Raw genomic sequence first — 19,990 nt, 5'->3', positions numbered from 1 at the left:
CTCCTTAGGCGGCGGTGTCCAGCACTTCAGTGATCCACTGATCGGTCACCTCCACGCGAAAGTTCGGGTTTTCGGCCGGCGGAACATCGGTGAACCGGATATTCCAGTACACCTTGCCGTCGCTGAGTTCGCTGGAGGTGTTCAGCTCTTCGTCGGCATAGACTTCGAAGTTGATGATCGCGCCCTGATTCTTCAGGTCGCGCATGAACGCCTGCAGGCCTTCGGTCACGTCCTTGACGTAGGTCGCGGTGATCGAGCGGTCGACGGCCCACTTGTGCGCGTAGAGGATGGCGTCCATGACGATATCCAGCGTGCGCACGCGGGTGACGAACTTCCATTTCGGGTCGCTGGATAGCGTGCGGTTGCCCCACAACCGGTACCCGTCATCGCGGATGATCGTGGTGATGTTCGCGTTGTTCAGCACGTTGGCCCGGCAGGACGCATCGCCGTCGAGAAACTCGATCGGCCGCGTGGTGCCGGTGATGCCGACAAACTCCTTGTTCGACGGCGATGCCCAGAAGCCGTAGGTGGCATCGGTCCAGGCAAACAGGCCGGCGGTCCAGGCCGATGCTGGTGCGTTGACGGTAGCGCTGGTTCCGGTGTCCCAGAACTGCACGCCCGGGTCGACCATGTAGGCGTGTTTGCTGCCGAAATTTTCGGCATAGGCGATCGCGGCTTCGTCGGTGGTGTTCGGCCCGTCGAGGATGGCCATCGCCCGCATCTTGTCGCCCAGCGCCACCAGCTCGGTGGCCACCGCCAGCGTCGCCGAGTACCCCGGCGTCACCAACAACCGTGGCTGCGCGTTGAACTTGCTTTTGCCGTTGAGCAACGCCTGCATGCCGGTCCGACTACCGTCGGCCCAAACCCCGCCGATGATCGCTGACAGCTGCTCAGCCGGATCCTCCAACAGCGGCACACCGACGGCGACAATCACCGCCTTGGACCGCTTGAAAATGGCCTTGCAGTCCTGGGTGATTGCCGCATCCGGGCCCCAGGCGGCGACTGCTTCGCTTTCGCGGGTGATCAGCAGCAATTCGTTAGCGGCAGCCGTGGCCGGCGGCCCCACGGTGAAGGTGTTGCACAGGCCGATGATCGACGCGGACGGGGTGGCGATGTGGCGGGCGCCGGTGTCCACCAGGGTCACGGTGACGCCGTGAAAAAAACTCATAGAGTGGTGCTCCAGAAACGAAAAAGCCCCGCATAAGCGAGGCCGTGGGGATGTGCGGTGACGTACAGCATGGAAAAGAAAACGCCCCGGCAATGCGAGGCGTCAGGATGCGGTGCGGGTCTGCCCGTCCGGCTTTAACGGCCGTTTATCACTGGCTGGAAAGTCTGGCGAAGTTGGCCAGGCCCGCAGTTTATTGCGGTAGGTGCGCCAGGCGAGTTCGGTGTTGAGCGCAGCCGGGTCAGCATCCAGATGCTTGTCGATCTCTCTACCAGCCCAGTGCAGTTCGTTTTCGATCCAAGATCGTTCTCGCCGGCTCTGTAGCGCCAGATCGCGTGCGGCATCGAGCACCCAAACGAGACCATCCCAAATATAGGCCGCACTCGGTCGCGGCAAAGCCGTCAGCTCGGCCGGCAACTCGCCCGGCATCGAGTGCGTCACCTCGGCACCGTCAGTGGTGCGGAAAACCACGCCCCGGAAGTCAGGCACGACACCCCATGCATCCTGCTGCCTAACGACCACCTGTTGTTCCGAAGCTTGTGGTGGTTCATCCAGCGTTGCGCCAGCCGGCAGACCGCAGCCAGCGCTCACATAGATTTCGTTCTTTCCGAGGTATTCACCTGTGGATTCACTGAACGTGTAAACCTCGATCCAGCCGCTCTCTTCAAAAAAACCATTCACTAAAGTAGTCATCAGTACATCCTGCAGATGTAGTTGTAAGCCACGTTGCGCATGCGGGTTTCCGTGCTCACACGGGCGACCGCCGATGGGTTAAAAGTTACAGACATGTTGCCCGTGGTACTGACGCGTGGTGCGGCGGGTATATCGCTCGTCATGTAACCAGAAGCCGTAAATACACCGGTCGCGGTATTCACCAGCAACATCGAATCATCGTCCTGTAGCCTGAGTTCACCCGTCATGTTTTGTAGCGTGTCGAGTTGAAGGCTCAACACGGCGCGCCCAGAGTCGGGGTCGATGCCGCGCCCGCCATCCAGGCCACGGATTGTCTCGGCGCGCATGTCTGGCAGGAAGCCGCTGGGATACACGGCAGCCAATGCCGGGTACCACTCGACATTGAACGGCTGTCCCCCCATCAACACGCATTTCTCGGGCGGCGTAGCAGTTGGCCATGGAAACGGCACGCCGATGGGAAGCGAAAATATGGCAGCAGGATCAAAATTGCTCTGGGTCCAGATTTGCCCGAAATCCTGCGCATCAACCTGTATTTTTATTTGGCCCGTGGCGTTTTCAAAGCCGATGTAGATTTTATTGGGGGTTTGACCCGCCCCCCCGCCTTGCTGCACGGGAGTGAAGCCCAACGCAGGTTGGTACGCAGCAGGGTTAAAGTTATTAGTGTTCCAAGCGGTTGCCCACTCACTAAATACGTACCCCTCTGGGCCCAGAACACCGCCACGAGTAATAGCAGTAGCGGTGTCATAGCCGATGATTTGTTGCCAGAGGGTGTCTTGACTGACCGTAACCAGCATGGGGGAGAATTGACCGCCTTCTGGAACGTTCGGGCCAGGGTTCACCCGGTAAATGCCCACGGAGGTGACTGTGTTTAGATCGGTGCCGTCGGGAAGGACAATCCCCCCGTGACCGATGCCATAAGCACCCGTGAGCAATACACGGCCTGGCGTGTCATCTTGGGGGTAGATTTGTTTAACCAGATTGGTTGAGTCCCAGATGCTTTCCCATTCGCCCCAAACACCGGCAGTCAAGGCCCGGCGGTGTAGGGTGTGGTCGGCATTCCCATAAATCTCCTGGAAGGCGTATTGACCTGGTGTAATCGCCGAGACGCGAACCCAACCCTCATAGATCCCGCCACCTGGCCCTCCTATGCCATTGCTGATGAAATAGAGGGCCGTCTCCGCGTTCAAGCCACCGATGTCAACATCACTGACCGCATAGGCAGGCCCGCCCCAGCCGAACGCTCCGACCTTCATCAGCGCATCAGGCGTTTCATCGTGCAGGTGGACCTGCACAGCAGCGGTCGCAGCGGTGCCCAGCCCGAGGTTATTCCGAGCCTCGACCACATCCGCAACATCGCCCAGGTTTTCACTCACCGCCAGGGCATCGGTGATGCCGTAGCCGTCCAAGGTGGTCGGGTTGGTGCCGGCGATCACACGCCCAAGGGCATCGACGGTGACACTGCGAAACGTGCCCACGCCGCCCCCACTGCCGCCTGCGATCATTTCAAACTGCAAACCGGTGGTGCCGAGGGTGATCGGCGCGTCGGTGACCAACTGCCAGAGGCTGTCGCCATTGGTCGTGCCCTGCTCGACGTGGATGAACAACCCTGGGGTCACTTCAAGGCTGTTGTCGGCATCGGCGGCCCGCGTCCAGCCTTCGGCGCCGACGACATAGACACCGTTGTTCTGGGTCTCTGTCTGGGCGGTCACCAGCACGCGATCACCGGTGGCCACGGCCACGTCATCGATGGTCTGCACATTGCTCAGCGCGATGGGGACTGTGGCCGCCACCCGCGCTGACTGTTTGTGATCCAGCTTGGCCAGCGCCTCACTGATAGCCAGGTCGACATATTCACGCGTGGCCAGCACCACCGCTGGGTCAATCTTCAGCACGATGTTCGCCGAGCTGCTGACGATGAAATTCATCCGCACGACCTGGGTTTTGCCACTGCCCTGGTCCAGCAATGGTTTATAGCTTGGTGCGCAGTTGGCCACCGCCACCAGATCACCGTCGACATCGTACAGGCCGATCTCGCGAATCCACTCACCGCCCACTTCCGGCGGAATGATCTGCTCGGTGATGACGGTGTTGGGATTGGCCGGATCGACCCGGATCTGGTTGATCGGCGCCCGGCGCCATTCGTTGATCAACTGGGTCTGCAGGCGATCAGGAATCGGGTCGGTGCCGTTGGCATCGCCCAGGCCCATCTCGGTGAACATCCAGTCCAGGCCCATGGCTATGGCATTGGCGTGCTTGGCTTCACCGACCGCCGTGAGAATGGCAAAAAACTGACTGGTTTTATCAATCATAGGGATAAACGTCCAAAGTATCGGTTTCATCGACGCAGAGCGCCGGGCCAAAAGTACCGGTCACATCGATGTCTTTCGGGGCCGGCGGGTATACGTCGATCTCTTCACCTTCTTGCACGCACACGGCAATGCCCAGCACCCCCTCGGTCTGCAGGCTGAGCGCCAGGTTGGTCATGTGCCGGCTGACCGGACGGGCGTCGTCGATCAACCACGCCAGTTCCTCGTACAGTTCCTCGGTGATGCCGGCGTCATTCAGGCCGACCTCTAGGGCGAAGGTACCGGGCACGCCTTCCGGCACGGTGTCGAACCACTCGACCACGTCGATCAGGTAGCCCAAGGGCTCGACCACCCGACGCAGCGCACCGATGGTGCCTTTGCGTGCATGCACGTCGTACGCCGAACGGATTGCCGTGCGCTTGGCCTCCTGCGCCCAGTTGTTGTTCCAGCGGTCCACCGACCAGGCCGACGCCAGGTACGGCAACAGGTGTTCCGGGCAGGTGTCGGCGTTATACAAACTGCGCAGCGGGATCAGTGTGTTTTCGTAGTTGGCCGCCTCGACGGCCAGTTCCAGCGGCGTGCTGTTGAGTGGCAGCTGACTGCTCATGTCAGGCCCCCAGCGTCACGGTGTAGCCGGTGCAATACGCCGCCTCGGCCTTGCTCGGTTTGATATCGGTCCAGTCCAGCAGCTCTACCCGGGCGATGCCGGGAACGTGCAATTGCGCATCGATCCCCGAGCGCGCCACTTCCAGACCAAGGCGGCGGCGTGGGTTGATCCACTCGCTCAGGCGTTTCTGGCTTTCGGCCAGGTAGGCTTCGTTTTCCGGCCCCGGTGCCTGCGGGTACAGCACCGCTTCAATGTGGTAATCGATGACCACAGCGCTCTGCACAGTGAGGCGGTCGGCCACCGGTCGCACGTCTTCGTCATTGAGGTGCAGCCGGACCTCTTCCAGCAGTTCCGGCGAGGCGGCGCCGCTGCCTTCCAGGCTGAGCACGGTGACCACCACCACGGCCGGTGACGGACTTTCCGCCGTGGCATCGGCCACCAGGCCCGAGGCGTTGCGCGCGTGCAGGATGTAGCTGTTACGCGGTCCCGCCGTGGTCAGCCCCTCATACGACAGCTGCACTCGCTCGCGCAGGGCATCGTCCTCTTCGAGCACCTGTGGCGTCGGCGGCACCGTGCTCGGATCTCCCGCCTGAATCACCAGACGCTGCAGGTTGACGTTGGCGGCCAGGTGATCGAGGTCGGCCCGCTCGGCATGGGCCAAGAGCAAGGCCTTGCCCGCATCGTTGACCCGCGCCCGGTTTTGCAAGGCGCCATACGCGGCCTGCTCGATCAGCTTGAGCACAGGGTCGCTTTCAAGCTCCGCACTCCAGTTATCGCCCATGCTCAGGCGGAAGGCTTCCAGCTTCTCCTGGTAGACCACTTCAAAGTCGAGGTCTTCGAGCACTTGCGGCGGCGGCAGGGCCGCCAGTTCCATGGTCATGCGGACACCTCCAAAGTCACGTCGCTGCCCAGGTACTGCCCGGTCAGCTCAAAGGTGATACGCCCGTCGAGAATGGCCACGGCGCGCACGCGGCCGAGTTTCAGGCGCGGCTCCCAACGCCCCAGCGTACTGGCTACCTCCGCCTGCACGGCACTTTTCCAACCGTCATTGACCGGCAGGTCGACAAAGCGCCGCAGCTTGCTGCCGTACTCCGGGCGCATGCGCCGGCTGCCCAAGGGCGTGGACAAGATGTCCTCGATGGACTGGCGCAGGTGATCGAGGCCGGAAATGAGTTGGCCGGTGCGGCGGTCCAGTCCGATCATCCCGATCATTGGATCAGCCCTCGACCGCGACAAAATCCTTGCGGCCATGCAAATAGTCGAGCGCGACCGTGTCGTCCGACGCCACCGCGACTTGTCCTTTTTTGACTTTCAAGGTGCGCCCGGCGTCCAGCAGGATCAGCACCCGCGAGGTGTACAGCGTGTCGCGAAAGATGCTCAGCATGGCCGGCTCGGGTGCATCCGTGGCGGCGGGAACGGCCTTGGTTTTACTCGTCATGCTTTTTCTCCAGACATGAAAAAGCCCGCTCGCGGCGGGCTGAAGGTGAATGTGTACTCAATGCGAGTGGTTGCTGCTGTTACCCCCGGTATCCATGATCGTGCCGGCACCGCTGATGTCGCCGGACACGCTCAGCGATCCGTCGATAGCCACCTCACCCGCCAGGGTGATTTGGCTGGCCGTCACCCGCACTTGATCCGGCGTCACTTCAAACTCCGAGCTACCGACCGTGATGGTCGCGCGGCTGCCGTCAGGTAACGCGATGATGTAGCTGCCGGCTTTCCAGTCGTAGACCAGCGAGCCGCCATCGTCGAAGTACCAGGCCTCGACGTGATCGCGATTATCCGGTGGGGCCCCGGCGTTGCCATACAGCCCCGGGATAAAGGTGCCCATGGCCGGATCACCGCTCGGGCTGAACAACGCGCCCTGCTCATTCGGGCTCGGTGCGCGCCAATGACGGGCCTTACCGGCGGCCAGGCTATGCCAGCGCACCCAGGCACTGACCCAGGTCCCGGCCTTGACCCGCACCCGCCCCGCCATCAGATCGACGCCGACCACCACGCAGGGCAGCAGCATGGCGGCGATCATCCGGTCATGTTCGGCGCTGGCGTATCCCATGCCAGATCCTCCGGTTGAAAGTAGTGATCTTCATTGCCGGTACCGGTGCAGCCATCGACGTTCAGGTACAGCGTGCCGGGAGGCTCGTTGGGCCAAAGCCACTCGACTTCGCCGAGGTAGATCTGCTGGGTCCACTCCACCATCCACACGGTGTAGCCATCCAGCTCCGGCTTGGTCCAGTCCTGACGCGAGGCAACGAACTGCGCCTGTTCGACGTTATCCAGTCCCCAGGTCTGTGCTCGCAGTAGCACCGCGATCTGTGCCGCCAACTGGGCACCCAGTTGCTGATGGCGGGACAACTCGGGCGCGACAATGATCCGTGCTTCAAAGCGCTGGATCAGCACTGTTTCACCGGTGCCGATGTCTTGCCCGGGTTCAAATTCCACCGGTTCCAGGAACACCGCCGGCAGTGCCACCCGATCCTGAATGTCCGGACAGGTCGCCACAAAGCGCACCGTCGGTAACGCTTGGCGGATGTGTTCCTCGATGGCGGCGTACAACGCATCCAACGAAAAGGCAGGATCAGACACGGGCGCTCCCTTTCAGGTATTTATGCAGTTCGAAGTTCATCTCTTGCTTGAACACCACCAGCAGACGCTCGTCGGCCTTGTTAGCCCAGGTGTAAAACGGACCTTCAACGTCTTCGAGCGAAACCTTGGCCTTGGCTAGCGGAAATCGATTGTCGTTTTCCGCAATCCAGCCCGAACTCGTGCCCCCACCCGCCGACGCGCTGCTGCCGGGATAGTCATCCGTATTGAAATGTTTGCTGGAGGTGCGAATCCAGATATCCGCCTTGTTGCCATAAACGCGTTTGTAAAACGCGCCCTGATATCGCCGCCCCGCCACCGAAACACCAGCCTTACCCTGACGGGGACTCCCTATCCGGCTAGCCTCCATCGGGTTGGTGCCGAACCAGAGTTTGCCCAACTGACCCTGGCCTTTGATGGGATAACTGCGCAGGCGCTGACGTACCGCGCGCACGGCAATCCGCTCCTGTTTGCTGACATCGCGCGCCATGTGCGTGGCCAACCAGCCCAACGTTTTGTTGATCGCCCGTCGTTGCGCCGCGGCAACGGCCTTGGGCATCACCTTGGCCAGCTGTTCAAAGGCCTGCACATCGTTGGCAGAAAGCTGCAGCGCCACCGGAACGGCACTCATGCTTTTAACCTCAGAGACAAGGCCACCAGACCATCTCCCGCCGGTTCCAGGTGAGTCAGGGTGTACTCGCCGCCACCGTCCAGTGCGGGTAATTCGATGTGCACCGTCTGCGTTTTTTCCACACCTGCGGCATCGGCAACCCGAATGTGAAAACACGGATCGCGCAGGCCGGTGTTCAGGCGCCCTATCTTGGGCTGCAACCAGGGCGCCGAGAACATGCCCAACACACGCCGACCTTCGATGTAGCCAACATCAGCCAAGGTGTCGAACACTACACTGTCGATCGTCTCAACCAGGTCTCGAAAGGCCATGGTCAAAGCGTCAGCAGGATCTGCGCCCGTGGCCGCGTGCACAGGTGCAGCGGGTTGGATTGGGCTTCACCGGCCATGCCCTTGTTGAACGGCAATGGCTCTAGCTTGCTGTAATACGGCAGGCCTTGGGTGTTGGCGGTCTCCATGTAGTCCGCCGGAGCAAAGCAGGAGATGTACAGATCGGGTACGCCTTCGGGAATCAACAGCGCTGTATCGTCATGAATGAACGACACCCCGGCGATTCGCCCGCGATAACGCTCCCAGACAATGCCGCCCAGCTCGAAACTATCACGCGAATCTCCACGCAGTTCCGCGGCTTGGATCGTATTGAGGTAGGTTTCCTCTACCGATTTGTGCGTGATCAGCTTGTTCCAGAAATTCTTGCCGCAGAAGGCCCGTGCGCCCGAACTGGTGACGCTGCCCAGTTCATCGTCCTGCATGTCCAGCGCTTCGCCGCACTTGACCCGGATCTTCGTCGCTGAGTCGTTCAGGCCCATGGACAAGCTTTGTTGCTCCACACCAAACGCCTGATAGATGTTCAGCAGGACCGTCGAGCCGTCCGCGTCCAGCACCAGGCCATTCAGCGCGCCCATGCGCTGGAATTCATGAGTGGCGTCGAGCTGACGCTTGGCTTTGCTCAGGCGCGTGTTCACTACGCCTTGCACCGCCTGCAGTTCGGTCGTCGTACCAAAGGCGCGAATCCCCTGAATTTCGTCAGCCTTGATGGTGAAACGCTGCGGCAGGTGCACGGTATTGAATGGGATCATCTGACGTTTGCTTGCACCCACGACCAGACCCGAGGTACCGCGCTCACCCGCCGGCACCAGTGCCAGCGTGTTGCCGTCCTTTTCGATCTGCACGGTCAGGGTGCTGATGCCTTCCTCGCGAAACAGGCCCAGGCCGCTGATGCGACCCGGCAGGTATTCCTGCTCGTTGATCGCTGCAGTCAGCGAGGACACAGAAAAAACATCGTCGGTAAAAATGCCAATATCGGCCATGAAAAGACTCTCCAGAAATGCAAAACCCCGCACAGGGCGGGGTTGGGGAAAAGGGGATGGGCTTAGCGGGCGATCACGAATTGAGCCGCCAAGGCGACCTCTGCATCAGCATCGAAACCGGTCAAATGCACCTCACTGACCTCAGCCAGCCGCACCACCGCACTGGCGCGGCGCTCCTCGGTCGATTCGCCCAGCGGCCCGTACAGGATGCACGTCGCCACTTCAGTGCCATCGATGGCAGCGGGATCGTAAGGCGCAAACTCATTGGACGCGGTGACCAGCCCCAGCACCTGGCCGGAATTCAACGCGGGGCCAGCGGCTACCAGGATGGATTCACGAGAGATCTTCCCGGCCCCTTCGGAGAGCAGAAACTCGCCAGCGTGTAGCGTTTCGTACTTTACGGTCATGCTCGTGCTCCTTTTGCACTGTTGGATTGCCCCGCATGGGCGGCCTGACGGGCTGCCCAGATCGATGGCGGATCCGGTTGTTTCGCCTGCACCTTCGGTGCTGGGTCATCGTTGAGTGGCACGCTGTTGTCGATTTCGAAACCGTTGCCGCTGCTGACGATTTTGTCGAACAGCCGCGCGCGTACCGCAGGTGCGTCCAGCCCCGCTGTCACGTACTCGGCGCTGAGTTCTGGCAATCGTGCCGCGACACACAGGTCATGCACCGCCTTGGCCCGAGTCAGCCCCGCCTGAACGATCTCTTCGCTTTCAAGCTGGGTCGAGCTGAGCAGCGGCGCGACCAGGTTACTGATCCCTGCCTCGGCACAACGCTGAGTGATCAGCAACGCAAGCTTGGCCGAGTCGGCCACGGGCGCGGGCGCAGGTGTCTCCAACTCCGGAGCCGGCTCGGGCGCCTCATCGAGCTGGGCCAACAGTTCAGCTGGGGTGTGCTGGTAACGCTGCATTACCCCGCCCTGCCCCAGACAGGCTTTGACCTGTACTCCATCGCCCACCTCATCGGCCAGCCCCAGAGCCACCGCCTCACTGGCGGTCAACCAGGTTTCGGCGGCCACCAAACCTCGTAACTCCGCCTCATCGATGTCCGGTGCCTTGGCCTTGTAGGCCGCGATGATCGCCTCCATGGTTTGATCGAGGACATCGGCCACCTTGCGAAAGCTGTCGGCATCGCCGGCCGCATAGGTCCATGGGTTGTGGATCATCAGCATGGCATTCGACGCGATCACCACCTTGTGCGCACCGCACACCGCGACACTGGCCGCGCTCGCGGCCAAGGCATCGATGCGTGCAGTGCAACGCTCGCCCAGCCGTGACAACGTGTTGTGCATAGCCAACCCGTCGAACAGGTCGCCGCCGATGCTGTTGAACGCCGCGATCACCGGTGACACGCCGTCATCAATGGCGCGCAGATCCTGCATAAACTGACTGGCGGTAATGCCCCAGGTGCCGATCTCGCCATACACAAAGACCTCAATCACGCGCTCGGTGGCTTCGCCGCTGGCGTGCACGGCGTACCAGCTTTTGTCCTGCACCGCCACTTGCTGGCCGGCCTTGTTGTAAATACGCGGAGGCGTGTTTTTGCTCATGCTTGCTCCTTGTCGTCGAACGCCTGAAGCAGTTCGACGAGCGTGCTGTAATTGAGGCCCTTGCCCCGAGCCCGCTCGGCATCGGCGGCGTTTTCTTCGTCCACCGTTTCGGCATCGTAGCCGGTACGCAGGACCATCTCGCTGCGCGAGGCAAAGCCTGCGTTAACTTCCATCGTGCGCGACTGAACATCCTGAACCGGATGGATATAAGCCCAGCCTTGTGGCACCCAGCGCGTACGCAGGTATTCACGGCGGCGCTGGGTATAGTCCGGCAACAACACGGCGCCACTGAGCACCGCCATGTCCATCCATGCGGCCCGCACCGGGCGGCACAACTGGTGCACATACACACCGAATTGAAGCTGCTCCAGTCGACGCCGAAACTCGGTGAGCACCACCCGCAACGCTCGGTCGTTCACTTCGCGCATGTCGCCGGTGAGGATTTCGTACGGCATCCCGGCGCCGGCCGCCGCGGCCATCAATTGCTGACGCATGAAGTCGGGATAGTTGTTACCGGCATCCGGCGGCGTGGAAAACTCGACCTCCTCCCCCGGCAACAACTCCTGCATGGTCCCGGGCTCCAACGCCACCATGGGCGTGAAGCCATCCGAGGCGAGGTTCAGCGGCGCACCGGTCACCGGGTCTACCGGGGTCTGGATGTCATCCGGAGACGGCTTCTTGATGAAGCCGGCGAACAGGTTGGCCACCTCTTGGCGGAACAACACCGCATCGTCGTAGTTGTCCAAGCTCCGCAGGCGTTTGAGCACCGGCGACAAACGTGGCAGACCGCGCAACTGACCCGGTTCGACCGGCTCAAAAATGTGTAGTACCTGGCTGGCCGGTACGCGCACCAGCTGGTTGTAGCCACTGTTCAACGACGAGGCATCACCGGGATGCGAGCGGTACATCCAGTATGCGACTCGGCGGCTGTCCGGACTGAACTCAATGCCGGCACGAATGATGTTGCCGTTACGCGCCATTTCGAACTTGTCGTGTGGCACAAACTCGGGCGCCAACACTTGAAGTTGCAGCGGCACCACCAACCCTTCGTCGAGGCTACGCGGGCGCAGGCGGACGAAACATTCACCGGCCGTTTCCACCGTCCGCGCGATCAGTGCCTGCTGTCCGTAGAAGTCGGTCAGGCCATCGGCGTCGGACTCTTCAGTCCAGTCGGCCCAGAGTTCCTGCAACTGATGTCGAAGGTCATCGTCCTGGGTTTTCGGCCGCGGCGTGATGCCGGTACCGATCAGGTTGCTGACCCGTTTGTCGATGATGTTGAAGGCGTAGGGGTCGTTGCGCACTGCCGCCCGTGAGCGAGAGCGCAGGTTGCGTAACGCCGGAATGGCAATGCTGTTGAAGCCGGCGTCGGGCGCATCCCAACTGGCAGAGCGACGCCCTTCGGCAGCCCCCTCATAGCTGGCCTTAATGTTCGATGGGATCAGGAAACCGCTGCGGCCCAAGGTGGGGAAGTGACGAGCCATTACAGTCCCTTGCCTCCATGATAGAGCCGTACGATGCGCGACCGAGGACCGGCCGCCGCGATCAGCGAGCTACGAATTTCGTCGCGCGCCCTGAGCAGTTCGTCGATGTCGCGGTACTCGACGTTGCGATCCGCGTAGCGCACGATCTTTTCGCCGCGCGCGATTGCCTTTTCGACCGCATCGAGTTGCTGTTGGGTAAAGGCCATGGGGATCGCTCTAAAGTAAAAAGACAACGTGGATAGCAGCTGCGCGTTTTCACTCAGCGTCGTTTTTTGAGGTAGCCGCTGCTGGAACTTCGACGCTGTGGGGGCCGTGCAATTGGCAGCGGTGCTGCTGCCAGCTTGGCCGCTGGTGGTACGGGATCAGCCGGTTGCTGCTGGGGTGTCACGGGGTTGCTGATACGCTCGGCCGATACGGCCGCCGCCTGAAACAGAGCATTTCTCACCCGCTCCCAGTCGTGCTCCTTGTAGCGGTTCAGCCCCAGGTAATGCGCCATTGCCAAGCTGTACACCATCAAGTCGAGGGCTTCGTTGCGCTCAGCCTTGCCCTTGACCCACTCGATTTTTTTGTAGCCTTTGACGTAGCGAGTCACCTTGCGCTCGGCAACGCACTGGGCGAAAAAATCATCTGGCAGGTCATTGGCAAAGTGCAGCGCACCAGGACCGTCCTCCACCGGATAGCGGTTGTAAATCCAGTCTTTGGCGGTGTCGGTACCAACGAACCACAGCTCGACACCCTTGCGCTCGGTCAGGCCTTTCCAGGTGACATCCATCATCGATGGCCGCTGCGCAATGACCGGACGACCCGGCTTACTCGCGCCCTTGACGGAGAAGATGTTGCGCCAGCGCCGTAGCCGGCAGAATTGGTACACCTCGTCGGTGTGGTTACCGCCGGAGTCGATGCCGGCAGCCCGGATCGTCAGTTCTGCGCCACACGGATGCGGGTAACGCGCCTTGAGTTTGTCATCGAGCACCGACCAAGTGCGGTCGTCGGAGGGGTCACCCCAGATCACCTGATAGTCGATGATCCAGCGCTCCATGCCGGCGCCCCACCCGACCACCATGAACTCCAGCCGGTTGGCCTGAACGTCGACCGAGGCCGTGAGCATCAACACGGCGGACGGCATTGACCCCAATCCGTAAGTCTCCAAGCGTGCCCGAGCCATCAGGACATCGGCTTTGGTTTGCTCTTGGGCGCTGTCCCAAACCTTGGCCAGACGGGTGTTGTAGAACACCTGCATCGGTTCGAGATCGCCGCGGGACATGGCGGTTTTGGCCTTCTCGAACTGTTTAGCCAGCGCCGCCCACCCCGTCCAGCCGGGTGGCGAGTACAACGCATTGAGGTTGAAGCCGACGGTTTCGCCATCGCCCTGGGCATGCGCGCGCCACTCGCCCTTGGCCAACATCTCGCCCTTATGGTGTTCCTCGATCAGCACATCACAGTCCGGCCCGGCGCACTCGTAGTGCGCCAGCTGGCAATCTGCCGAGTAATGCAGGCGTTCCCATTCCAGGACTTGCATGTGCCCGCAATTCGGGCACGGCACATAATAAAAACGCTGGTCGCTGGTCTCGAACAGATCGGCAATGCGCGAGGCGCCCCGGATCGTCGGCGAACTGGAAAAGTAGAACTTGGCGTTACGGCCAAACGTACTTCCGCGGGTTTCCGCCAGCTCAATCGGGTCGCCCTCCTCGCCAACGTCCACCACCCAGCGATCCACTTCATCGCCATAGATGTAGCGGGCCGACAACTCCGACAGGTTCGCCGCCGAGCCGGCAGTGGTGACGTACAGCGAACCACCTTCGAACTCTTTGGTGTCCATGGTGTTGCGCGCATCCCTTGAACGGTTGGCCGCCACGCGTTCGCGCAGCACCGGGGTGGCCTTGATGGTCTTGCCGATGCGCGACGAGACTCGTTTGGCCAACCCCAGGCTGGGCAACAGCGTGAGAATGTTCGATGGCGCCATATGGATCAGGCCGCCAATCCAGTTCAAGGCGATCTGGGTTTTCATCAACTGCGAGGCCACCATGGTCACCACGCGTTTGCACGGATGTGCCGGTGACAGGCAACGCATCGGCTCACGGGCATACGGTGTTCGCGCTGTACGGTATTGCCCTGGCTCAGCAGCCCCCGCATCACGCGGGATGCGCATGAACTCGTCAGCCCACTGATCGATCCAGACATCCGGCTCTGGCCGCAACCCGCGGAAGTATGCCTCCCGGTACACCGCTGCACCGTCGGGCATTTCCGCTGACATGGATTAACTCGCTGCAGTCAAAGAATGGATGAGGTCTGTCGAGGACATCCGTTCGGCATCGTCCAGCACCCGGCGCAATGCGGCAGTGAGGTGCTTCTCGATTTGCCAATGATCACTCATGGCGGCCAATTCGGGCGCCAACTGTGGCGGCATGCCGAGCAACAGATCGCGCAACATCCGCCCGGTCGTGTACGCCGCCGTTTTCACAGCCTCCAACTCGACATGGGCGCCGCGATTCTTGTGAAACTCGCTCTCGGTCAGGCGTGACTCGTAAAACTCGCGGTAGGCGCGAGACTCCTGAAAGTCCGGGATGCCCTCGACGGGCAATGGTGCCTGGAGTGGAACACTAGTTGGCGGCTCGTATTCGATGTGAGGGACCGAAGTCTTCCCTTCTGGATTACGCTGAGTTCGTTCGCGCTCGTGCCGCGCCGCCACATTGGCTTTGCTCGGATCCGCCGTGCTGAACAGGAGTCGGTCCGTTGCCTCAACATCCACCATGCCGTCCGCCATCAGAACCAGGCGGCCGCTCTTAGCCAACTTCGACACATAGGGTTTCGACCAGCCTTGGCGAGTGGCGAACTCCGCTTTGGTGAGTGCTGTCATATCCATGCCTTACGGTTAACCCGGCTGGGCCGAGAGTTAACCTAGGAGTTAACCGAGTAAATTAGTCGGTTAACTCCTAGGTTAACCACCTGTAAGCCACGGCCTGTCTGGCTTACAGTGAAATTTATGACCTTTTAGCGAGCTGCTTAGTTAACTCAAGGTTAACTGCCTTAGTTAACCGGGCTGTAAGCCACGGCCCGCCTGACTTTCAGCCGAATCGACGGTTAACCGAGTTAACCAGGTTAACTCCTTAGTTAACCACCCTGTAAGCCGCAGCCCGTAAGGCTTTCAATCCGGTTAACCAATCGAGTTAACCAGTTAACTAACTTTGGCGGGGTGCCGCTAACGCGTTTGCGCGAGTCTTATGCCCCGTGTTCCTTGGAAGTTGCCAGGGTCCCCGGTGGATTGGGAGACCTCGAAGATCCCGCGCCGGTTGACGACTGCGTTTGAAACAGAGGCAGTCGAGATCGCTTGTTTGAAGGTCATGCTGGTAGCGCTGCAATCTGGCGGGCAATCTCGTCATGAATCAGTTTGGCTGACCAGGTATGCGCGACGAGGTCTGTACCGGCTTCCAGCATCGCAGCATCACCCTCGACGGGAATGGCTGGAACATCGGTTAGGTCGTTGTAGCTACCCGAGAAGTCCGAAGTCCCACTACCCGTAGCGGCACGGGCAGCCGCAGCATCGACGCTCACCAGTACAGCTTTACCAACATCCGAGGCGTCCGTGATGCTGTCCGAGGTGATGTCGCCTGGCACACCACCGACATTGCTCGATCCCTTCACCACAGCCTGAAGTACTTGAAAGCCTTCAGTGATGGAGACAGGACTACCGTACGGCTGCCAACCATCAGCGATGGCCTGTGCCAGCTTGGCCGTTAGCTCCTCGGGAGTATTGGCGACGACGGTTTCGTATTGCGTGTAAGCCATTCTCTAAACCTCACGATTGAATGATTGAGCGGTGAGCGGCTGGCATGCAGGTGACTCACCACAATGGATGTAGCCCGTAGTGGCGTAGGCCAGCAGGAGCACAAGAGGCAGCACCCAAGAACAGCGCTTCATGGAGCCGAATCCGATTTAGGAAACTTGAAGTCTGCGAACCGATCAGCCAATCCGGCAACCTTCTTCACACCAAGAAAACCAATGAATACACCCGCAGCCGTGGCGAAGTTCTGCGGTAAGCCGAAGTACTCCAACAGTGGAATCAAGCCAATGGTGATCAATGTGCAAAGCGACGCTTCAAGCAGCGCCTGTCGCTGCGTGCCGCCGCCATAAATGATCCGCAAAGCACCGACAACGAATGACAATGTTCCGGCGTAGATCGTCGATGCATGCTGCCCCACCCACGCGAGTACGAGCAGCCATGTGTCTGGTTTGTCGGGCATGCTTGTCATCCGGTTTCCTCCCTTTCGGGAAGCTCAATAGATTGGTTCCCGCAGCACTTTCCAGCTCGGAGCGAAGGGCGTGGCAGAACCAAAAATGAAAAAGCCCTGCTCGATGGCAGGGCTCATAAATGGGCAAAAAAAAACCGACGCAATGGTCGGGTTCTTGAAAGGCGTCTCGCTGCGTTCACAGCAACACACGCTGCTATAAAAGCAAATCTATCCCGCGCGGAAAAGGTTTTTCGCAACGTATGCGAAATTGCACCCAACTTGGCCACACGATCTAACCATCAGATGCATGGAACTTGCCTACCATGCTTTAACCATGATGGACAGAGTGACGGCAAATCGGTTGTGGGGAGGATCAGCTTCACAAGCACGGCAGCGTTACAAAACGCAAGGCGAGCATAACCACGCGTTGCACCTCTTCATTGCCCTCGATACCAGCGAAGGCAGCAATGCACTGAGGTAGAACGATGTATGGTGTGTGACTAAAATCGTTTTTTAACGGTTGTGGTTAGACGCTCTACCAAGTGTAGAACTTGGTCAGGGTTTCGCGTCGCACGGGGGTGTGCCAGCGCGTGTAAATCTCATTAACGGCGCTCTTTGGACTTCTCGACTAGCTTGGTCTCCAACTCAAGAATCTGCCTATCAATTTCTGCCAGCAGAGTACGTAACAATTTCTGCTGTCCTCTACAGAAGTCCAAGCGGTAGTGATTTTCAGACTGCCGTCGCTCAGTAAGAAACGTTTTGAAGTCGTCTTCAAGGGCAGCTACAGAGTTGACGTAAGATGTACTGGCTTCTTTGGTATTTTCTGCACCAGTCCTGGAGGTGCCAGAAGAATAGATAGCGTACCTATCAATCCAACTATTGAGGCTGGTAATGTTGGTTTCGTATGGTTCGCCTTTTGAGTCCATAACAAACTTACGCTTACTAGGTTTCTCGCCAGCAGCTTTAGCTTGAGCAACATACTCTACCCACTTTTCAAGTACCAGTCTCCTCTTCGCTTCCCGCGCCACCTTCACCGACCAAGACATATTGCCTCCCCCTGCTCTGCGTTGGACCGCTCTCAATGTCTGTGAGCACAGCCCTTAAAGCGTAGCTCAAGGTGAATTGCCCCTCATTCTGTAGACACTAATGACTGGCAGCTATTGATTGTGCTGCCTTTCGCGAAAGGCAGCAATCGGCTAATAGATTAAGCAGCTTGCCGCATTGCATCGATAGCACAATCGATCCAAGCAATGCCTGCTCTCGCCAATTCCCGCACCTTCCCTTCACTAATGCCGTAGTGCTTACCAACCCGAACCATGGGCCATTTAGCACCGTAGTAAAGCCAAATAATATCGCCCATTTGTCGATCACGGTGTGAGAGCCGCGCAACTGCGCTATCAATAGCTCCGGCCCATTCATCAGTAATGCAATAGCTTTTGCTCGCCGACACCTGCGGCATCGCCTGACGCATTAGCGCAAATGTCGGTGAAATGTAGTTGGGAACGCCTGCCCCATCCATCCGCCACCATCCCCACTGTTCCAGCAGGTATTCGGTATCGCCCAATGGTCGGCCGGCTGGTTTTCGAATCATCATGTTCTCAATCCCCTGTGTAATTTGATCCGCCAGCGCCGCGACGGTTGTTCTGTTGGTAGTACTCGGCCGGGCCAGGTATCGACGAGCCATACTGAAGCGCTTCAATCTCTCGCTGAGCCTGCTGCAATTTGAAGCTCAATTGCGTCACCAACTCATCCGAAGAAAGCACCAACCTGCTACCCCGAATAACCCAACCTGAGCCGTTGCAAGCAGTACAAATCAACTCATAAAACAGCCCTTTCACTACCGCTTTGCCCTTGCAGTTCGGGCAAGGCTCAAGTTCGATCAGCGGCCTCTTAAAGCCAAGCCCCTGCCCTTTCTGCATGTTTTAAATCCTCTCCTGTGGTTGTTTCTTGAAAGGCATCGCAGGCCTTGTTCTGTAAGGCTTCCAGAGGTTTACCGGAATCTCCGGATCTAACACCGGTCAACCCGTGAATCAGGGCAAACCCCTTCTGATCTAGATGAGCGTGCCACTGCTCCAGTGCATCGAGCTTGCGACTCATGACGTCCGACTGGATGTACACCTTCACGTTGTGGCCCATGGCGTGGTTGATCAGCAGTTCGCCGATCAGGTGATCAATGCCGAGGTCAGCCCAGCCGGTGCGGGCCAACTTGCGCAGGTCGTGGCTGGTCCACTCACCTTGCCCCAACCTGGTGAATGCAGCACTGGCCTGCCCTTCACTGAGAGCCTTGCCATGGCGCGCCGGGAACAGGAATTGGCCGTCATACCCCTTGGTTTGTTGAATGTCGCGATAACGAATCAGCAGCTCGCGCGCCTGGTCCGTCAACGGCAGGTGATGCTCGACGCCGGTTTTTGTGTGCTCGGCCGGGATAAACCACTCGCGCTCCGCCAGACTGATATGCGACCAGCGTGTCTGCCGGGTTTCACCGATACGCGTGCCGTGACAGAGCATCATCAGCGCCAACATGGCGTCGGCAGGGGCAGTCGACATGACGAGGGACAATTGCTCCAGTAGCTGCGGCAACTGAACGCCGCGCAACCGGCATGGCTTGGCCCCGACCTTGGCCTTACTGAAGTCGCTGAACTTGATCCCAGCCATAGGGTTAGCGCCGATACAACCGAGCTTGAACGCTTGCTGCAGCGCCTGGACGAGAAGCTTGAACACCAGCTGCACATAGCCAGTGGAGTAGCTTTCCTGCAACGGCCAGACCAGCTCTCTGTCGAGTGTGGCTTTGTTGATATCGCTGAGCGGCAGATGACCCAGGCGTGGCATCAAATGACGCCTGATGGCCGAGGCAGTGGTGTTCTTGCGCTTGCTGGAAAGGCTGCGATCACGTGCCATACGCTCGGCGTACCATTCCAACAGTTCGCCGGTGGCGACCCACTTGGACAGCGTCGAACCTTCATTGGCGGCCACCCGCAGACGCACCGAGGGCAATGCCGTGACCACTTGTTTGGTGCTCAAATCAGGGAAGCCGCCGATGCGGTGCCAGGTGCGCTTGCTGAGGAGGTACCAGGAGCCGCGGGATCGATTCTTCGCAAAGCGAAAGTGCAATGCCGGGTGACTAGCATCTCGCAGATCACGGACATGCAGTTTTTTGGCATTGCGTTCGATCTCGGCATCCGACAGCTTTACCGTCAGGGTCTTCGCCAAGGCCATCATTTACGGGCTCCAAGAGGATCTTCCAGGTCAACGACCTGAAACGTGGTCGGCCACATCCAGGCGCCGTAGCGCTCGGCCATTGCCTGGTCAACGAACAGCGCCAAAGCGTGGTCGGGGGTGCTGCCCATATCCATCTTGAACGAGCAGCAGAATACGGCGAACCGATAGTTCGCCGGGTTCGGCACAGCCAGGCGGCGATCAGGTATATCCAACCCGAT

The 19,990-nt window shown here is 59.7% G+C and carries 25 protein-coding genes; all 25 read right to left on the bottom strand.

The window, feature by feature from the left end; genetic code table 11:
* Positions 1-4: 4 nt before the first annotated feature.
* Positions 5-1,168, bottom strand: coding sequence for a phage tail sheath subtilisin-like domain-containing protein (locus ABIE16_RS28330; RefSeq protein WP_057714296.1), 1,164 nt, complete (start codon positions 1,166-1,168; stop codon positions 5-7).
* A gap of 102 nt (positions 1,169-1,270) precedes the next feature.
* Entirely contained in the window at positions 1,271-1,858 is a 588-nt protein-coding gene (locus tag ABIE16_RS28325) for a hypothetical protein (RefSeq protein ID WP_429522417.1), read from the bottom strand.
* The gene (locus ABIE16_RS28320; protein WP_429522416.1) at positions 1,858-4,167 is read right to left on the bottom strand and encodes a phage tail protein; all 2,310 of its coding nucleotides are present in this window, start codon (positions 4,165-4,167) and stop codon (positions 1,858-1,860) included. The genes ABIE16_RS28325 and ABIE16_RS28320 overlap by 1 nt, the downstream gene beginning before the upstream one ends.
* Positions 4,160-4,771 carry a phage tail protein I gene (locus ABIE16_RS28315; RefSeq protein WP_429522415.1) on the bottom strand — a complete coding sequence of 204 codons (612 nt, stop codon included), beginning with the start codon at positions 4,769-4,771 and terminating at the stop codon, positions 4,160-4,162. Before ABIE16_RS28315 ends, ABIE16_RS28320 begins: the two co-directional genes overlap by 8 nt.
* A 1-nt stretch (position 4,772) precedes the next feature.
* Positions 4,773-5,651 (bottom strand): baseplate assembly protein, encoded by an 879-nt coding sequence (locus tag ABIE16_RS28310; protein WP_429522414.1) that lies wholly within the window; start codon positions 5,649-5,651, stop codon positions 4,773-4,775.
* Positions 5,648-5,974 carry a GPW/gp25 family protein gene (locus tag ABIE16_RS28305; RefSeq protein WP_043302559.1) on the bottom strand — a complete coding sequence of 109 codons (327 nt, stop codon included), beginning with the start codon at positions 5,972-5,974 and terminating at the stop codon, positions 5,648-5,650. Before ABIE16_RS28305 ends, ABIE16_RS28310 begins: the two co-directional genes overlap by 4 nt.
* A 13-nt stretch (positions 5,975-5,987) precedes the next feature.
* The gene (locus ABIE16_RS28300) at positions 5,988-6,209 is read right to left on the bottom strand and encodes a hypothetical protein (RefSeq protein WP_429522413.1); all 222 of its coding nucleotides are present in this window, start codon (positions 6,207-6,209) and stop codon (positions 5,988-5,990) included.
* A 57-nt stretch (positions 6,210-6,266) separates the two neighbouring features.
* A complete protein-coding gene (locus ABIE16_RS28295; RefSeq protein WP_429522412.1) occupies positions 6,267-6,827 on the bottom strand; it encodes a phage baseplate assembly protein V in 561 nt (186 codons plus the stop codon).
* The gene (locus tag ABIE16_RS28290; RefSeq protein WP_429522411.1) at positions 6,794-7,357 is read right to left on the bottom strand and encodes a hypothetical protein; all 564 of its coding nucleotides are present in this window, start codon (positions 7,355-7,357) and stop codon (positions 6,794-6,796) included. Before ABIE16_RS28290 ends, ABIE16_RS28295 begins: the two co-directional genes overlap by 34 nt.
* Positions 7,350-7,985, bottom strand: a complete 636-nt coding sequence (locus ABIE16_RS28285; RefSeq protein ID WP_429522410.1) for a phage tail protein — start codon at positions 7,983-7,985, stop codon at positions 7,350-7,352. The genes ABIE16_RS28290 and ABIE16_RS28285 overlap by 8 nt, the downstream gene beginning before the upstream one ends.
* Entirely contained in the window at positions 7,982-8,296 is a 315-nt protein-coding gene (locus ABIE16_RS28280) for a head-tail joining protein (protein WP_322617149.1), read from the bottom strand. The genes ABIE16_RS28285 and ABIE16_RS28280 overlap by 4 nt, the downstream gene beginning before the upstream one ends.
* A 2-nt stretch (positions 8,297-8,298) precedes the next feature.
* Entirely contained in the window at positions 8,299-9,294 is a 996-nt protein-coding gene (locus ABIE16_RS28275) for a major capsid protein (RefSeq protein WP_429522409.1), read from the bottom strand.
* A 62-nt stretch (positions 9,295-9,356) separates the two neighbouring features.
* On the bottom strand, positions 9,357-9,701 hold the full coding sequence (locus ABIE16_RS28270) for a head decoration protein (RefSeq protein ID WP_429522408.1): 345 nt from the start codon (positions 9,699-9,701) through the stop codon (positions 9,357-9,359).
* Positions 9,698-10,843, bottom strand: coding sequence for a head maturation protease, ClpP-related (locus tag ABIE16_RS28265; protein ID WP_429522407.1), 1,146 nt, complete (start codon positions 10,841-10,843; stop codon positions 9,698-9,700). The genes ABIE16_RS28270 and ABIE16_RS28265 overlap by 4 nt, the downstream gene beginning before the upstream one ends.
* Positions 10,840-12,324 carry a phage portal protein gene (locus ABIE16_RS28260; RefSeq protein ID WP_429522406.1) on the bottom strand — a complete coding sequence of 495 codons (1,485 nt, stop codon included), beginning with the start codon at positions 12,322-12,324 and terminating at the stop codon, positions 10,840-10,842. The genes ABIE16_RS28265 and ABIE16_RS28260 overlap by 4 nt, the downstream gene beginning before the upstream one ends.
* Entirely contained in the window at positions 12,324-12,530 is a 207-nt protein-coding gene (locus tag ABIE16_RS28255; protein WP_027923826.1) for a phage head-tail joining protein, read from the bottom strand. Before ABIE16_RS28255 ends, ABIE16_RS28260 begins: the two co-directional genes overlap by 1 nt.
* Before the next feature lie 53 nt (positions 12,531-12,583).
* Entirely contained in the window at positions 12,584-14,578 is a 1,995-nt protein-coding gene (locus tag ABIE16_RS28250) for a phage terminase large subunit family protein (protein ID WP_429522405.1), read from the bottom strand.
* Between the two features lie 3 nt (positions 14,579-14,581).
* On the bottom strand, positions 14,582-15,181 hold the full coding sequence (locus ABIE16_RS28245) for a terminase small subunit (protein ID WP_429522404.1): 600 nt from the start codon (positions 15,179-15,181) through the stop codon (positions 14,582-14,584).
* 482 nt (positions 15,182-15,663) lie between these two features.
* A complete protein-coding gene (locus ABIE16_RS28240) occupies positions 15,664-16,110 on the bottom strand; it encodes a DUF1737 domain-containing protein (protein ID WP_429522403.1) in 447 nt (148 codons plus the stop codon).
* Between the two features lie 128 nt (positions 16,111-16,238).
* Positions 16,239-16,574, bottom strand: a complete 336-nt coding sequence (locus ABIE16_RS28235; protein ID WP_429522402.1) for a phage holin, lambda family — start codon at positions 16,572-16,574, stop codon at positions 16,239-16,241.
* Positions 16,575-17,155: 581 nt separating this feature from the next.
* A complete protein-coding gene (locus ABIE16_RS28230) occupies positions 17,156-17,599 on the bottom strand; it encodes a hypothetical protein (protein WP_429522401.1) in 444 nt (147 codons plus the stop codon).
* A gap of 158 nt (positions 17,600-17,757) precedes the next feature.
* Positions 17,758-18,147, bottom strand: a complete 390-nt coding sequence (locus tag ABIE16_RS28225) for an antiterminator Q family protein (protein WP_429522400.1) — start codon at positions 18,145-18,147, stop codon at positions 17,758-17,760.
* A gap of 4 nt (positions 18,148-18,151) precedes the next feature.
* Entirely contained in the window at positions 18,152-18,472 is a 321-nt protein-coding gene (locus ABIE16_RS28220; protein WP_429522399.1) for a hypothetical protein, read from the bottom strand.
* A complete protein-coding gene (locus ABIE16_RS28215; protein ID WP_429522398.1) occupies positions 18,444-19,772 on the bottom strand; it encodes a tyrosine-type recombinase/integrase in 1,329 nt (442 codons plus the stop codon). The genes ABIE16_RS28220 and ABIE16_RS28215 overlap by 29 nt, the downstream gene beginning before the upstream one ends.
* Positions 19,769-19,978 (bottom strand): hypothetical protein, encoded by a 210-nt coding sequence (locus ABIE16_RS28210; RefSeq protein ID WP_429522450.1) that lies wholly within the window; start codon positions 19,976-19,978, stop codon positions 19,769-19,771. Before ABIE16_RS28210 ends, ABIE16_RS28215 begins: the two co-directional genes overlap by 4 nt.
* Positions 19,979-19,990 lie beyond the last annotated feature (12 nt).

This window comes from Pseudomonas sp. 2725, assembly GCF_050434585.1.
GTDB lineage: Bacteria > Pseudomonadota > Gammaproteobacteria > Pseudomonadales > Pseudomonadaceae > Aquipseudomonas > Aquipseudomonas jessenii.
The sequence above is the reverse complement of the archived record's forward strand: the minus strand, read 5'-3'. Positions and strand labels throughout refer to the sequence as shown.

Bases quoted from the DNA above. Each gene is read 5' to 3' on its own strand.
- ABIE16_RS28265 (WP_429522407.1), bottom strand. From the start codon at position 10,843: ATGAGCAAAAACACGCCTCCGCGTATTTACAACAAGGCCGGCCAGCAA.
- ABIE16_RS28330 (WP_057714296.1), bottom strand. From the start codon at position 1,168: ATGAGTTTTTTTCACGGCGTCACCGTGACCCTGGTGGACACCGGCGCC.
- ABIE16_RS28255 (WP_027923826.1), bottom strand. From the start codon at position 12,530: ATGGCCTTTACCCAACAGCAACTCGATGCGGTCGAAAAGGCAATCGCG.
- ABIE16_RS28240 (WP_429522403.1), bottom strand. From the start codon at position 16,110: ATGGCTTACACGCAATACGAAACCGTCGTCGCCAATACTCCCGAGGAG.
- ABIE16_RS28215 (WP_429522398.1), bottom strand. From the start codon at position 19,772: ATGATGGCCTTGGCGAAGACCCTGACGGTAAAGCTGTCGGATGCCGAG.
- ABIE16_RS28310 (WP_429522414.1), bottom strand. From the start codon at position 5,651: ATGACCATGGAACTGGCGGCCCTGCCGCCGCCGCAAGTGCTCGAAGAC.
- ABIE16_RS28260 (WP_429522406.1), bottom strand. From the start codon at position 12,324: ATGGCTCGTCACTTCCCCACCTTGGGCCGCAGCGGTTTCCTGATCCCA.
- ABIE16_RS28270 (WP_429522408.1), bottom strand. From the start codon at position 9,701: ATGACCGTAAAGTACGAAACGCTACACGCTGGCGAGTTTCTGCTCTCC.
- ABIE16_RS28225 (WP_429522400.1), bottom strand. From the start codon at position 18,147: ATGATGATTCGAAAACCAGCCGGCCGACCATTGGGCGATACCGAATAC.
- ABIE16_RS28230 (WP_429522401.1), bottom strand. From the start codon at position 17,599: ATGTCTTGGTCGGTGAAGGTGGCGCGGGAAGCGAAGAGGAGACTGGTA.
- ABIE16_RS28235 (WP_429522402.1), bottom strand. From the start codon at position 16,574: ATGACAAGCATGCCCGACAAACCAGACACATGGCTGCTCGTACTCGCG.
- ABIE16_RS28280 (WP_322617149.1), bottom strand. From the start codon at position 8,296: ATGGCCTTTCGAGACCTGGTTGAGACGATCGACAGTGTAGTGTTCGAC.
- ABIE16_RS28285 (WP_429522410.1), bottom strand. From the start codon at position 7,985: ATGAGTGCCGTTCCGGTGGCGCTGCAGCTTTCTGCCAACGATGTGCAG.
- ABIE16_RS28315 (WP_429522415.1), bottom strand. From the start codon at position 4,771: ATGAGCAGTCAGCTGCCACTCAACAGCACGCCGCTGGAACTGGCCGTC.
- ABIE16_RS28320 (WP_429522416.1), bottom strand. From the start codon at position 4,167: ATGATTGATAAAACCAGTCAGTTTTTTGCCATTCTCACGGCGGTCGGT.
- ABIE16_RS28305 (WP_043302559.1), bottom strand. From the start codon at position 5,974: ATGATCGGACTGGACCGCCGCACCGGCCAACTCATTTCCGGCCTCGAT.
- ABIE16_RS28295 (WP_429522412.1), bottom strand. From the start codon at position 6,827: ATGGGATACGCCAGCGCCGAACATGACCGGATGATCGCCGCCATGCTG.
- ABIE16_RS28220 (WP_429522399.1), bottom strand. From the start codon at position 18,472: ATGCAGAAAGGGCAGGGGCTTGGCTTTAAGAGGCCGCTGATCGAACTT.
- ABIE16_RS28245 (WP_429522404.1), bottom strand. From the start codon at position 15,181: ATGACAGCACTCACCAAAGCGGAGTTCGCCACTCGCCAAGGCTGGTCG.
- ABIE16_RS28300 (WP_429522413.1), bottom strand. From the start codon at position 6,209: ATGACGAGTAAAACCAAGGCCGTTCCCGCCGCCACGGATGCACCCGAG.
- ABIE16_RS28250 (WP_429522405.1), bottom strand. From the start codon at position 14,578: ATGTCAGCGGAAATGCCCGACGGTGCAGCGGTGTACCGGGAGGCATAC.
- ABIE16_RS28275 (WP_429522409.1), bottom strand. From the start codon at position 9,294: ATGGCCGATATTGGCATTTTTACCGACGATGTTTTTTCTGTGTCCTCG.
- ABIE16_RS28325 (WP_429522417.1), bottom strand. From the start codon at position 1,858: ATGACTACTTTAGTGAATGGTTTTTTTGAAGAGAGCGGCTGGATCGAG.